This is a genomic window from Nannocystis sp., from assembly GCF_016714285.1.
Lineage (GTDB): Bacteria > Myxococcota_A > Polyangia > Nannocystales > Nannocystaceae > Nannocystis.
Genome location: NZ_JADJNN010000017.1, coordinates 77,973 through 92,075 on the forward strand (window position 1 = coordinate 77,973; position 14,103 = coordinate 92,075).

The following is a 14,103-nucleotide window of genomic DNA, read 5'->3' on the forward strand; positions in this document are numbered from 1 at the left end:
AGGCTTGGCACGGCGCGCTGTGCCGCTTCCAACGCTTCGGCCTGGGTCACCACTTCACGCCGCACGGCCCGCGGGGCTGCGTCGCGCTTCGGGTCCGGGCCGAGCGCTGGCGCGGCGGGGTTGTCGTCCATCGCCAGGGCACGCGGGGTGTGGACCAGCGAGGGCGTAGGAGCTTCGGGCCGCCTCGTCCGTCAAGCGCACCGGAAGTGCAAGGTCGGCGGATCGGGCTCGTGTCGCGGCACGGTCGCGCGCCCGATCGCCAAGCATGCGACCCCCGTGAGCCCGAGCGCCCACCAGCCGGGACCCGCCGCGGGCGCCTGTCTGGCGCTGTTGCTGTCACGGTGCTGGCCGTCACGGTAGCGACTGTCGCGTACTCGGCTGTTGCGGGTGCCGGTGGCGGCGTACGCGGGGCTCGCTCCGCTTCCGCCGTTGCATCGTCACTGTCCTCGAGATCTTCGTTGAGCGCGGCCTGGAACACGTCAAGCGTCGGGCGGTTGCCGGGGCTCGGGCTGAGCATCGTCAGGAGCATGCGCTCGAGCTCAAGCGGACACGCCGGGCACAGCTCGCGCGGCGGCCTCGGCTCGCCGCCCGACAGGGGGAAGGGTCGCCGCCCCGTGAGCAAGCGGTAGAGCAGGAGGCCGAGCGCGTAGACGTCGCTGGCGGCCGAGAACGCCGCGCCCCCGCGTACCTCGGGCGCGGCGTAGTCCATCCTCTGCAAGGGCTTGCCGCGCTTGGGCTCGGTGCGTTCCTCTGGCGGCGTCGCCCATCGCTCAGTCAAGGCCGCGTAAAATTCGGCGGATACCTGGGCCTGATCGAAGTCGAAGATCCACGCACGTGTCGGATCCCCGCGATCGATCAACACGTTGCCCGGGTGCAGGTCGCGGTACACGACGCCCGCGGCATGCCCGGCGGCGAGCGCCCCGGCGAGTTGCAGGCCGACCGCCACAACCTCGTCGGGGCGCAGATAGTTGTCGGGGCGCATGAAGCTCGAAGCGGGCGAGCCGGGGCACAGCTCCGTGACGGCGAAGGTCTGCTCGTCGTGAGTCCCGAAGTGCAGGATCCGCGGGATGTTCGGGTGGCGCAGCGCGGACAGCACCTTGGCCGCGCGGCGGAAGCGGATCGCGTCGTCCTCGCTCGGCTCCGCGTCGCGCAGGACCTTGACCGCGACCTCGCGGGACAGACGGCGATCGGAGGCGCGGAAGACGACCGCGCTCGCGCCGACCCCGAGCACCTCGAGCCGGTCGTAGCTACCGCCGAACAGCTGGCGCGCCCCCACGGCCCGCGGGTGTGCCGCGAGAATCGCCTCGAGCCCGCGTTGCAGGTGATCGACGGAGGCCAGGCGCTCGCTTGGATCCGGCGCGAGCGCGGCCTGAAGCAGCCGCGACAGATCGTCCGGCGCGTCACTTCCGGGGCAGACCTCGCGGATCGGTCGGCCGTCCGTATCTCGCGGGAGCAGCTGCGTGCAGAGCTGGTAGAGCGTCGCGCCGAGCGAGTACACGTCCAGCCGCGGCTCGGCGGGGCACTGCCCGGCCTCGGGCGGCAGGTAGCCCGGCGTGCCGATTGGGTGCCCGAGCTGCGTCTGGTGCCGCTCGGGCGGATCCGGGGTGAAGAGTGCGTCCTGGACGTCCAGGAATGGCGCGCCGACCCGGGCCAGGCCGAGGTCGATCAACTTCGCGGCTGACAGCCCGGTCGCGCCTGTCGTCAGCATGATGTTGGCGGGCTTCAGGTCGCGGTGAATGATGCCGGCGGCGTGGAGTTCATGGACGGCGCCGGCGATCTGGATCCCGAACGTCGCCACGTCGCGCCATGGCAGCGGCCCGCGTGCGACGCGGACGGACAACGGCTCGCCGTCCAGGTACTCGAGCGCCATGTACGGCGGCCCATCCGGTGTCTCGCCCACGTCCACCGCACGGACGATCCCGGGGTGTTGCAGGTTGCTGAGGATGATCCCTTCCATGCGGAAGCGCCGCGCGGCTTCGGGGCGGCGCGAGCGGAGGATCTTGATCGCCACCGGGCACTTGCGCGTCAGATCCTTGGCCAAGAACACGTCCCCCATGCCGCCCTTCGCGAGCCGGCGGACGATCAAGTAGCGAGCTCCGATCAGCTCGCCTTCCATGTCGCGCCCGAGTTCCTCGTAGACGGGCCAGTCCTTCGCGGCCTGGAGGTCGGCGCGGAGCTTGGCGCCGATCGCCATGTCCTTGAGCAGCGGGGTCATGATGATCTTCCGTCCCCTCGCGGGCTCGGGCGTCGACGGCGTCGGAGTGCTGTCCATCGCCGGCAAGCCTGCCATAACCCGGGCGCTTCCGACCGCCCCGCGTGTGCGGTACACCAGGACCATGCTCGCCCTCTGCTCTCTGCTCGCCTTGGCCCTCGCTACGCCCGGCCCTGCCGCGCCGCCGCTGTCGCCCACCGCGGACAACGATGCGGTCTACAAGGAGATCGTCGCTGGCGATCCGGCGCTCACGACCTCGCCCGCGCCTCTCGAGCGGCTCGTCGTTGCCACGGAGCTGGCGGAGGAGAAGTTGCGCCAGGCTGCCGACGACGACGATGCGGAAGATTTCCTCACGCTCGCCGTGCAGGGGCGTCGCGCGGCCTACGTTCGGTCGGGTCAGGCGTTGCACCTGTGCCGGCTCATCGCCGCTGCGGACCTCGTGCTCGCACGCGACGTGCTGCGGCCGGGCCTTCGGGCTGCGGCCAGAGACTTTCGACAGGAGGCCCAGGGGCGGCGTCGGTGAGGCTTGCGAAACAAGCGATCCACGGCCGGACGAGGCCATTACGGACGGACCGCTGGGTGGGAGCGTGGGCCGTGACAAGATCATCGTGGGGCCGACGCCCCCCGCCCCGCCGCCGGTCGACCGCGCCGATCTCCGCCGCTTCCGGGTCGGGGTGGGGACGCTTGTCCCCGGCTTCCTGTTGTTCGCGCCGATGGCCGGGCTTCTGGCCTACCGCGGCGACGGGCGCGAGGAGCTGGCGGGCATCAACGCCGCCACGAGGCTACGGCCTGGCACCCCCGCAGAGGAGGCGAGAGTCACCGCGCTGGACAACCGTTACATCGCCACCACGGCCGGGGCGGTCGCTCTCGGGGTGACTGGCGCGGCGCTCGTCGTGACCGGCGCGGTGCTCATGGCGACCGGCAGGCGACCGAACCGCGTGGCGGTCGCGCCGTGGGGCGGTCGGGGTATCGGCGGCCTGGTCCTCCAAGGGAGGTTTTGATCATGCTGCGCGAAATCGATTGGTCCGCTAAAGTTTCCTTCCCCATGCGCCGCCTATCCCTCGCTGCCGTCCTCCTCTCGGGCTGTCACTCGCCCGAGTACGAGCTCTATCATGCGCAACAAGAGCAGTTCGCAAGCAACGGCAGCGGCTCGAGCGGCGGCCCGGAGACCACGACGAGCGGCGCGTCGCCGACGAGCTCAGGCACGATCGGCAGCGACGGGGCTGACGCGTCGGCGACCGACACGACCGACGCGATCGACACGGCCCCGCCGATCAGCACCGACACCGGCGATGCGACCGACACCGGCGATGCGACCGACACCGAGGACAGCCCTCCCGTGGTGGACGCGGACAAGCCGACGATCGTGTGGGTCGACCTGCCGGCGAACGTCTACGCCGCCGGCCCCGTGTCACTCGCGGTCCAGACCATGCACACGGGCTCCGTGTCCGTCACGTTCGACGGCGCCGATCTGGGCGCGCTGATCGACGCGGGCGGCGGCCTCTTCACCGGCGCGCTGCCGGTGCTCGGCGCGGTGGACGACGGCTGGCACGACGTCATCGTCACCGCCAAGCAAGGCCCGAACGAGGTCAGCCAGCCTGACGGCTTCACGGTCCAGGCGCCCGCGCCGGGGACGGAGGCGTGGTCGCTCGCAGGGCCAGACGGGAGCCGCACGAACCGCGTCGCGGTCACGCCGGACGGCGACTTGATCGAGGTCGGCCAGACCGAGGTCGGCGGCGTGCCGCGGCCGACGATCCGCAAGCGATCGGGGGTCACGGGCGCGGAGCTGTGGCCCGAGGGGACGATCGAGCTCGACACGCGCGAGGGCGGCGCGGTCGACGTCGCGGTCCTGCCGGACGGGCGCATGTGGGTCGCGATGAACGTGCGGCCGCCGGGCAAGGATCAGCGGCCGCGGTTCGTCCTGCTCGATGCGGACGGCCACGCGACCGGGATCGAGATCGAGGGAACGGTGGGCCGCGTCGTCCGGGCGCTCGCCGCCGACGCGGAGGGCGGCTGCTTCGCGGTCGGCCTCGCCGGAGTCATGGGCGACTGGGACATCGCCTACTGGCGGATCAACGCCGCGGGCGAACAGACGCTCGGCGACACGTTCGACTACGTCGCGCCGATGCAGTTGCCTCACAGCTTCTTTGACCTCGCCAACGACGTCGTCATCGACGGCGACGTCGCGTGGATCGTCGGCATGAGCAAGGGGAAGCACGACCCGGACATCGACAACCAGGACCCGATGCTCCGCGGCATCCTCGTGCCGATGAACGTCCACACCGCGGCGCTCGTCGGCCCCGTGAGCGTCGCACCGGCGGACAACGGCTGGCCACAGAGCGCGTTCTTCGGCGCCGCGCTCCATCCCCAGGGGCTCGTCACGACGGGCTACCGCTGCGACAAGTCGTGCTCGACGTACGAGATCTTGACCTCGCGCTACGGCGTCGACGGCAAGCGGGTGTGGTTCGAGAACGACGCGACGACTGACGGCCTCGCGTACGGCAGCGACGTCGTGCTCGACAGTCAGGGCCGTGCGCTCGTCGCGGGCGCGGTGACGCAGAACGGCAAGCTGCGGGGCTACGTGTTCGGTCGCAAGGTCGACGTGCTCGGCCCCGTCGCGTTCGATCACTGGTACCCCGGCGTCGGGCCTTCGGAGGCGCTCGGTGTCGTAGGCGACTCTTTCGATCGCATCACCCCGGCGGGTTACATCACCGTCAACGGCGAGACCCAGGCCCGTATCACGCGGATCAGCGGCTGAGGCTGACGCCGCGCCTGCGCGTCACTGCGGGACGAAGCTCTCGCACGCCTCGCTGATCTTGCCCACGGCCTCGTCGAAGAACGGCGCGTAGCTCGATGCGCACGTGTCGCCGACGACCGTGTAGGAGAACCGCGAGAACAGCTCGCCGAACAAGGGCGGGGGAGTGTTGTCGTACGAGCAGCCCGGCACCGGCTCTGCGTCCCCCAGCGGCTGCGGCACGACCGCGAGCATGACGACGGCGTCCGCGTCGCCCTTGGCCGCGACGATCGCCTCGTACTGCGTCTTGTCGAAGGACTGCGACTCGGTGTCGTTCGTGTCGGTGATCAGCACGACGACGAGCAACGCGTCGTCGCGCAGGAAGCCCTCGTTGCAGCCGCCCACCCCGTTGAGCTTCGGCGAGATCGCGGCGATCATCGCGTCGCCCATCGCGTCGTCGCCGGACACGCCGACCTTGGCGATGCACTCGAACGCGCCCGCCATGTCCGGCTCGTCGCCGACGATGTAGCGGTGGCCGCCGTGGAGGTCACACAGCTTGTTCGCGGCGTAGCCGCCCGTGTTGAAGGTCAGCCCAGCGCCGAGCACCTCGTCGCACTTGGTCACGAGCTCGGGGTACACGCCGCACTGGTAGTCCATGGCGGTCGGGCCGCAGTTCGGGAAGTAATCCTTGCAGGCGCCATCGCCGGTCTCACAGACGTATTTTCCCGGCCAAAGGCCGTCCGGGTTCGCCGTCAGGATGTGAACGTCGAAGCCCTCGAGCTCCTGCTCGATCGTGTCGATGAAGCCCGGGAAGCTCGCCAGGAGCTGCGTCTGCTCGGTCACCATCGTGCCGAGGCGCGAGATCACGAACAGGATGTCCACCTTGCCCTGGCAGCCCGGCGGCTGGACGGGCCCGAAGTCCATTGCGGTCCCGACGTCACGCAGGATGCCGGTGCTCGAGCTGCCGAGCTGCCGGCCGAGACGTCGGCCGGGCCGGTGGACGACGCGTCGCTGGTAGACGAGATGCCGCTGGTCGACTCCGGTACGCTCGTCACCGGTGGCCCAGACGAGAACCCGGGCGGTCCGGCTGTGCCCCCGCACGCGGCGAGGACGAGGGCGGCGAGGATCGGCGCGCGCGTCACACGGCGAGCGTAGACCTCGCCCGGGCCGCTGTCACCCCAGCGGACTCGACACCCGCCCTGGCCGCCGCCAATCCCTCGCCCCGCAAGCCTAGCCCCAGTCGCGCCGGCTGTCAGCTCCTCGGTTGTTAAGGACTGTCGTAGTTGGTCAAGGTTCTCCCGTAACACTGATCGTTCAGAAGAGGCAGGGAGGGCTGCGTCGAGGGCACTCGTTGCGTCGAGGAGTGCGAGGGCTGCGTCGACGGCAGACGGTGGGATGGGTGCGTCGAGGGCTGCGCCGAGGGCAGTTGCTCTTGAGTCGAGGAGTGCGAGGAACCTGGCGCTGTTAGCCTCGAGGGCAGCTACGCGAGCCAACTGCTGATCATACAGGGAGGGGGCGGGGCGGGGGGCGGGGCTAGGGGCTGGTTGCTCAATGAGCAGCTTGCCACTGTCGTCTAACCACGGCCTCACCTTTTCAGTTGGGGGCCGTATTTCCTCGCCCAAAAGTGCGAGATTGAGAGCATAGACTACCCGCCCTCGAGGGTCCTTCGTGCCCGTTTTCGAGATCAGAGGCGAGCCTGTTCTCAGCAACCGCTGACAAAATCCGCGGTCCTGGATATGGAGAGCGTTTGCGATGTCCTCCGCGGGACCAGGTGGCACGCTCCAGTGGTACTTGTGCGCGCCAACGAGTGCGGCCAGTCCATGATCAAGCTGTGGGTCATCCTTCAAGAGCTGAAAAAGATGGACCGAGCAAGGCACTTTTGCCGCCTCTATAAATTTCAAGCAAGTGCGTGAGTCGGCAGTTCTGGGCCGCACAGATCGGACCTGAACCGTGGCCTTACCGTCAGGCGCTAGAGCCTCGGGCGCAAGCGGCGACGGTGGACGAGCCTCGGGCGCAAGATCGTCGGCGGGTCTGGGAGGAGTTGTGGCTTCGATCCTCAGTGCCAGTGCGGCTTTCAAATCTTCGATCTGGCGCTGAAGCTCTGCAATCTTCTGCTTGTCGCGAAGTGACATCTCATCCCCTCCTTAACCGCCGCCTTGAAGTGTGCGGCCTACAATCAACCGTTATTCCCTCATCTACCCCGCCCCGTGCCCCCAACCAAGCGACCCCGTGTCAGCGCGAGGGTTGTCAAGTCTGAGATTCGCGCGCGGCGCGGCCTGGCCGCGGCGGCACAGGAGGCAATGGCCGCAGGTGGTCGGGGCGGGGGGCTGGCCGCCGATCACGCGGGCCACTCCGTGGAGAGCGGCGGCGGAGCGTTGGTCCAGGAGCTCGCGCAGAACCCGGATCATCGCGCGTCCCGCTGTTGAACCCGCACCTCCGGGCAGGCGCCAGATCGGTGCCATGGCCTCGCCAGCGCGACGTAGCAGCTCGCTCTTGGGAAGTGCGGCAGCGGCGACTCGAACGCGCCCACATGGCAGGCTCACGCGTCGGCGCAGCGCGTTGTCAGTGCCGTTCCACACCAACACCACACATCCCTCAAGTCCATGCGCGAGCTGGAGCCCGCGCTGAAGCGATGCTTCGTCGCGGATCAAAATCACCCAGCTCTCGCAGGCATTCTCGTCGAGCTCTGCGGCGATGAGTTCGGCGTGGAGATCCAAGACATGGACGCCGAAGCCGAGCGGTGTCCTCGACTCGGTTTGGTAGCAGGTAGGCTCGCGCGGAGTCGTCAAGATGTCGGTCCATCGCGCGAGCCCCAGGGGGCGACCTCCCCGGAACCCTCTGCTTGACGCGCTGCAGCGAACGCCGTGTTCGCGGAGGAAGTAGAAGAGGTGCGCGGCGAGCAGGGTGCTCCCCAGCCCACGCGCAGCGCCGTAAATGCCGATACGTTGCATGAATCATCCTTTGTTTCGGAAATCTTCGATCTGGCGCTGAAGCTCTGCAATCTTCTGCTTGTCGCGTAGTGACATCTCACCCCCCTGTTCAGGAGCCATTCATAGAGCAGTGTGCCATCAAAAGTTATTCCCTCATCTGCCCCCCGTGCCCCACGAATCCACTGCTCACGTGCGAGTATCGTCAACGTTGCACGTGAGACCCCAACCACTCCCAGTGCCTCGTTGAAGTCAACCAAGCGACCCCGTAGACTGTTCCAGTGAGCGGGTACTGTGCTCAGTCGCGCGGCAGTTTCCGCTTGAGGCTCAACCACGCTGGCCTCCGCGTTGGGTCGAGGCTCCACCACGCTGTCCAGATTGTCCGCTTCCTTAGCGCCTACCGCCCCTGTTTCGAGCCCGTTTCGCGCTCCCCGCAGGTGGGACCTCGGAAGGAACACCCAGGTCTCAAAATATCCCTTCTCGACGAAAGCAGATCCGAAACGACGCTCACACTTCACGACCTGGTGAAAGCTATGGCTGTCCTCGCGGTGGTTTCCAACAGTGTCCTCGCGCGCCGCCAGGTGACCCAGTGCACGAAGCATGGCAAGCCCTTGGCGGACGGTTCCAATCATAGTGTACTCGCCCGCCAGCGCCGCGTCGCGTAGCGCGATCACAACCTCTCGCGCAAACCCTGAGAGTGAGTCGAGGAGCATTTCCGCATGTGTCATGATCTGTGCGATCTCATCCGCATCAGGCGACCACCTGATCGATGTTTCGTCATGAAAAGCGGATCGAAAGCTCTGCGTCTGCCAGTAAAACCCTGGGTGCTCACTCTCAAGCAAGAAGCCGTCCCTGCGCCAACTATCGATCATGCCTTCGTCGATGCCACAAGCACGCATGTGATCGTGCCCGACGCGCCTTACCTGCGATTTGTCCCCCTTGGCTTTAAGGGCTCGTAGTTGCCACACAGCCTCGCGCGCGACGTGGAGCGCTCGCGCTCTTGTGGGCCCCACACCGTACTCCCAAAGGTCGCCGCTCATGAGGGTATCGACGTCAGGCACGCCCAGGGTCGTGAGGGCCGCCTCCTTTGGCAGATACAATGCACGTCGAAGCGTCAGGAGGCGTCCGCTACGTGCTGCGAGCACCTGTGCGGCAGCGGCGATGTCGCCGTTGTCGAAACGTTGCTCGACCTCCGTGGGCTGAATGATTTGATACCTCTGCACGTTCGGCCGAACATTAAGCCGTGTCAGCGCCAGGGTTGTCAAGTCTGAGATCCGCGAGCGCTCTTCTGAGCCCCCACGCCGAGCGAAGCGCTGTTGCGAGCCCCCGCCTAGCGTACTTTCGCTGGCTTGCGCGCTGCGTCGACTGGCGTGCTGATCGTGGCCGCGAGGTCCCCCGGTGCACGGTCGCTGACTCGGCGCCTGTGGGAAGGAATGCTTGGAAATTCCTCGGCTCCCAGGTGCTCGAGCTGAAGTGCGTAGATGACCCGTGCCTTCAGGTCACGACCGTGTTCCACAATCAGAGGCGAGCGTTCGCGCAGCCAACGAAAGAAGTTATAGGCTCGTACGCGGAGCGCTTTCGTTAGCTCGTCACTCGTGCCAGGTGGAGGTATTCGGCCACGGCGGTACGTGAGTACGAGCGAAGCGAGTGCTTCTCGCATGTAGGAGTCGTGGCTTGCGGCGTGGTAGAGCTCAAGCAAGTGGTTGCGTGCGGCCGCTGAAACGCCCTCCGTGGTCTGCAAAACAGCAAGCGAATGGTCTGGCTGTGGCGGGGCGTGGGCATTCGTGGCGGCCTCAAGGGCTGCGTTGGCATGCTTGAGCTGCGCCTGGAGCCGCTCTATCGTGGTTCGGGCCACGATCAGCGAATGGCTTAGACGATCATTCTCTCGCATGAGCGGGTGCAGGACCGTCAGGGCCTCCGGCCCTAATGCGACCTCAAGTTGGGCGATTTGGCGCCGAAGTTCTCCAATCTCTTGTTTGTCGCGCAGTGACATTCGGGAGGCCACCACAGAATGGCTTGCGTTGTGTGCTGGCGTCAACTGCGGACGCGGGTGCGGTTCGGAGTCCCGCCAGGACTACTCCATGCGCCAGGCCATCGAGGAGAAGTTCATCCTCGACGTGCTCCAGAACTACACGCGCCCGGCCATGAAGAAGGTGCAGGTCGTCGTCGAGCACTACCGCAAGCACGTGGCCCCGCTGCTTGGCGGGACGGCCAAGGCCATGGTCGTGGTCAGCAGCCGCATCGAGGCCGTGCGCTGGCAGCTCGCTGTCGCGCCGCACCCCGCGCGCGTTGCGGCGGCTCGGGGAAACGACTAGCGTAGCGGCCTGTGATCGACGACGACGAGCGGTGGCTTCCTCAGCTCCTTCGAGAGCACGGCTACCGCGGTCAGATGCGTCACCAGGGCTGGTTTGAGTGCCTCGTGTGGCGCGGTCAAGAGCGCTGGCACGGCCACGGCCACGACGCCCACGCCGCGCTCCAACACCTGCTCGCGCAGATGTTTCCGTCGACGATTGCCCGCGCCCTCTTCGGATCACCTCGCCCGCAGCGAAGTCGCCGTCGACCTCACCTCCGACGTACGCTGCGACAGTCCGCCTGCCCCGGTTTCCAACCTCCGCAAGATTCGAGCCGAGCCCGAGCCTGAGCCCGAGCCGCCCCGATCTCCACCGTGAGCCCGGCCCCGAGACCGAGCGGCGCCCCTTGAACCCCCCCGCGTCGGTGAGCGCCTGGGAGATCGCCGACGCCCGCCCCGACTTCGCCCTCATGGCCCCGCGCCTGCAAAAGGTCCACATGCTCGGCTGGATCTGCCGGGCCCGCGGCCTCGATGAGCAGTACGCCGGCGAGCACAAGGTCGCGATGCTGGTCCGCCGCATCGCCCACGAGCTCACCAACATCAGCAAGATCATGTGGCCGGGCTCGGTGCAGGCGCTGCAGATGAACGCCCGCCCCGACTGCGTGGTCGGCGAGCTCGGCATCAAGGCGGCCCTGCTCCCGCGCACCTGGAACGACGCCAGCGAGTTCGTCCAGACCCACCGCGAGCGCGCCATGCAAAGCGACGTCCCGCTCGACGACTACGGCTGGGCCGATGACCTCCGCTGCCCCGCCCACGGCGACGCCCGGCAGGTCCTCCACGACGCCCAGCTCCTGGTCGAGGAGCTGTCAGCTCGACGACGACACCCTCCCCGACGCCGATCGCCGCCTCCGTCGCCGCCTCCGCGACCTCAAGTCCCACCTGCGAAACGCCCCCACGTCCGGCGAACCCGAGCTCGAGCAAGACTACGACAGCATCAAGCTCGACCTCACCGCCCTCGCCCCGGCGGAGGCCGAGGACGAGTCGCTCGCCGCCCTCGTCCGCGCCCGCGTCCGCGGCAAGTCGGCCCTGTTCGTCAGCAACCGCGACGACCCCGACCTCAAGGCCAGCTCGAAGACCAGCTCGGCCTCGACATCAGCTGGTGCGACGGCAACCCGCGCAAGGTCCAGGCCCAGTGCGAGAGCATCGCCCGCCGCAGCTACGACCTCGTCCTCATCGCCACCGGCTTCCAGGCGCACACCATCGACGGCATCCTCGCCCGCGCCGCCCGGGCCGGCGGCGTCCCCGATGCCCGGGTGTTCAAGGGCCGCCCGCTCGCGTGCATCCGCGCCCTCGCCCGCAGCCTCGGCATGCAGGAGGGCTGATGCCCGCGATCCCTCCCACGCGAGCCCGGCGAGGGTCGGGTGCAGGTCCCACGTCCTGACCCTGATTGGCTACTGTCGCTAATCCCGAGGGACCTTTGTGACGTGAGCGCCGTTGGACTCGTCCAGCGGATTGGTAGGCGTCTCGCTCGCGGCAACAGACCGACTCCGCAGGCAGCAGTGGGGGGCGCGTTAGATCCCAGAGGTCCCGGAGGGTGGGCCCAACGCGATCAAGGGCAACGGAATAGTGTCGATCTGAGTTGACTCTCTCGCGTCTGAATGCTCGACTTCTGGCTGGAACTCAGAAGCTTCCAGCAAGGCATCGGTAGGCGGGTAGAGCCACCCTCTGAGATGGTCCAGGGCATCTTGGTATCCCGCCTCGCAGTGCAGACGAACATTCGAAACACGGCAGCTGGTGAAAGCACGGTCGCTGATCCCTTCATCTTCCAGATTCTCTTCTTGAGAGCGGAGCATGTCGATCAATCCCTGCTCGGAATACACATCCATGCTCTTTCGGGCGAACTTACTAAATTGTCAACCCATCTCTTGTACCATGGTTGAAGATGATTGCGCTTATAGCGCTCGCATACCGAGAATACGTCATTCCAGGTCTGGACCTGAGGCGTCTGCGGGATGATGGCGACGGTCCAATCCTGTGCATCCAGCATCGCTCCTTCTTTTTCTTAATAAAGGGCTTGCTCCCCTCAACGGAGATCTTAACTATGGCCGCAAAGTCGTAGGGGTCAATGCCATGCGTCGAGCCGCGTTGGAGCACCGGACCATATCGGCATCCATTTTATATTTGTTATTGCAATCGTGGCACATGGGCACGAGATTGCGCAGATTCGCCGCCGCAAACGGATAAATAGACCTGGCAAGGTAATGATCTAAGTCCTCCTGGGGCCCTCCTGGGCTGCTGAGGAAGCATATGCCGCAAAAAGGACATACCGGCGTGGGCAAAGCCTGGTGAATCGCAGTGTAATGCGAGTCCGCACGTCGAGCTCGCGCGGACCGAGAATATCGAATGCATAGTTGAATAAAGCTGCGATTGGCCTCTCACACTTTGCGGAAGTTCATCCATCCGAGCGCAGTCCGCAGTACCCGACAACAATTCTGGGATACGATTCTCGCTCTCAAGCGCTGCAAGCACGAAGTCTCGCTCGACCTTCGCCAACGTTCGAACCGCAACATCATATGCTTGGAGGAACTCGCACAGCTTTTTTCGCCTCCTCAAGCGCTCCCGGTACGCCATGGGCAGGAGGTCAGGCCACGCAGGAAACGCCTGGTTGGCGTCTACAAACCCATGGATCGCCCGCACAGCCTGAACACACTCGTGAACCCAGTTGTTCTCGGTCGTCGTCGCCGCGATGGAATAACCAAAACATACCTACTAACCTTGTTACTTCAACAGTTGACGGCGACGATCCATCAAGAAGACCCTTTCCACAGAGTCTCCAAGGCCAGCGAGCCCAGCCTTAATCTCTTCGGGGTCCTCGCTCTCCATCAGTTGCTTGATCTGTTCCCGGGACCGGGCGGAGATTGGAGGTTGTACATCAAAGCACTCTTGGAGGATCGTGTCGAACGCAGTGCCGAAAGTCTGGATTCCGGGGCGCAGCACCTTGACCCGGGCCCCTTGGTCGGCCTTCGATTCCATCCCTCCCTGAAAATCAAGATATTCTCCCGTGACATGTCGGACGGAACAAACGGGGCGTGCGTCGTCAGCAGGCAGTCTTGTTGGGCCGGGGGGCTATCGTCGCTTGCGCCGCGGCCCCCTGGGCGGTGGGCAGATTCATCAACCGTGAGATAAACCGGACACGCCACTGCGGGTTGAAGTGCGACTCGGGTTCATCTAGGAGAAATAGGACGTTGGTGTCCGCGATCATGCACATTGTCCCAAAGATCTGCGCGAGCTGGTGTTCGCCGTCGGATAGCGACACATAGTCGACATCTCGGCTGCCCACCTTCGGCGCAAACCGAACCTGCTCAAATCGAAAAACACGGTCCTCGTCCTGAGGCTCAGGCAAGCGCGATGCAAAACGCCGCGTCTTGATATCGTGCTGGAGGCGGTCACGGCTCCGCCTGGAATCGCCAGATCGTTGAGCATCCAGCTTGTGGAGCGCGGAGTACAGTTCGATGGCGTTCTTCCAGAAGCAACGGAACGCTTCGCGCGTCTGGTCCGTCACCAGGAAATCGAAAACATAGGTTCTCTTCATTTCGTCGTGGTCGTAGGGTGGGAGCACTTACGAAGGTTTTCGATGGAGCCTTTCAGTTTCATCGGTGGAGTTGACTCCCCTTTGCTTCCTGCCCGAAGCGTCGACATAAGATAGTTTAGCCACGGCCCATCGGCCAGTTGGACAATGCAGCGGAAAGAATGATCTCGCCGAGCTTCGCATCTCCCAGAAGCTCAACGCGTTCAGCGTCTGTCCCAAGAATGAGGTTGGCAACGAGAACCTCAAGGTGAGGAAGCTCAATCGATGAGCATCAGCCGAGTGTTGGGAATCGACCCACACGCTCAGCCAGGTCGAGTGAAAGGGCGCGTGTCCGAACATCCTCGGCATATC

Annotated in this window: 8 protein-coding genes and 1 pseudogene; 5 read left to right on the plus strand and 4 right to left on the minus strand. The window is 65.9% G+C overall.

Annotation, left to right across the window (positions count from 1 at the left end):
- Window positions 1-46: 46 nt before the first annotated feature.
- Window positions 47-2,272 carry a protein kinase domain-containing protein gene (locus IPJ59_RS26135; RefSeq protein ID WP_293273787.1) on the minus strand — a complete coding sequence of 742 codons (2,226 nt, stop codon included), beginning with the start codon at window positions 2,270-2,272 and terminating at the stop codon, window positions 47-49.
- 64 nt (window positions 2,273-2,336) lie between these two features.
- On the opposite strand from IPJ59_RS26135, the gene IPJ59_RS26140 reads away from it, so the two are divergent.
- The 3 genes from IPJ59_RS26140 to IPJ59_RS26150 all read left to right on the plus strand — a co-directional run bounded on the left by IPJ59_RS26140 (window position 2,337) and on the right by IPJ59_RS26150 (window position 4,970).
- Window positions 2,337-2,735 carry a hypothetical protein gene (locus IPJ59_RS26140; protein WP_293273788.1) on the plus strand — a complete coding sequence of 133 codons (399 nt, stop codon included), beginning with the start codon at window positions 2,337-2,339 and terminating at the stop codon, window positions 2,733-2,735.
- Window positions 2,736-2,799: 64 nt separating this feature from the next.
- Window positions 2,800-3,213 carry a hypothetical protein gene (locus tag IPJ59_RS26145; RefSeq protein ID WP_293273789.1) on the plus strand — a complete coding sequence of 138 codons (414 nt, stop codon included), beginning with the start codon at window positions 2,800-2,802 and terminating at the stop codon, window positions 3,211-3,213.
- 2 nt (window positions 3,214-3,215) lie between these two features.
- On the plus strand, window positions 3,216-4,970 hold the full coding sequence (locus IPJ59_RS26150; protein WP_293273790.1) for a hypothetical protein: 1,755 nt from the start codon (window positions 3,216-3,218) through the stop codon (window positions 4,968-4,970).
- A gap of 21 nt (window positions 4,971-4,991) precedes the next feature.
- Here the strand turns inward: IPJ59_RS26150 and IPJ59_RS26155 are convergent, their stop codons facing one another.
- Both IPJ59_RS26155 and IPJ59_RS26160 read right to left on the minus strand, forming a co-directional pair.
- On the minus strand, window positions 4,992-5,870 hold the full coding sequence (locus IPJ59_RS26155; RefSeq protein WP_293273791.1) for a hypothetical protein: 879 nt from the start codon (window positions 5,868-5,870) through the stop codon (window positions 4,992-4,994).
- Window positions 5,871-7,731: 1,861 nt separating this feature from the next.
- Entirely contained in the window at window positions 7,732-9,138 is a 1,407-nt protein-coding gene (locus IPJ59_RS26160; RefSeq protein WP_293273792.1) for a hypothetical protein, read from the minus strand.
- A gap of 810 nt (window positions 9,139-9,948) precedes the next feature.
- On the opposite strand from IPJ59_RS26160, the pseudogene IPJ59_RS26165 reads away from it, so the two are divergent.
- Window positions 9,949-10,143 (plus strand): annotated as a pseudogene (locus IPJ59_RS26165) (hypothetical protein); the annotation flags it as partial.
- Between the two features lie 427 nt (window positions 10,144-10,570).
- Window positions 10,571-11,545: a hypothetical protein gene (locus IPJ59_RS26170; RefSeq protein ID WP_293273794.1), complete on the plus strand. Its 975-nt coding sequence runs from the start codon at window positions 10,571-10,573 to the stop codon at window positions 11,543-11,545.
- Between the two features lie 1,715 nt (window positions 11,546-13,260).
- On the opposite strand, the gene IPJ59_RS26175 is transcribed toward IPJ59_RS26170, so the two are convergent.
- Complete coding sequence (locus IPJ59_RS26175) at window positions 13,261-13,755, minus strand: AAA family ATPase (RefSeq protein WP_293273795.1); 495 nt, start codon at window positions 13,753-13,755, stop codon at window positions 13,261-13,263.
- Window positions 13,756-14,103: the final 348 nt, after the last annotated feature.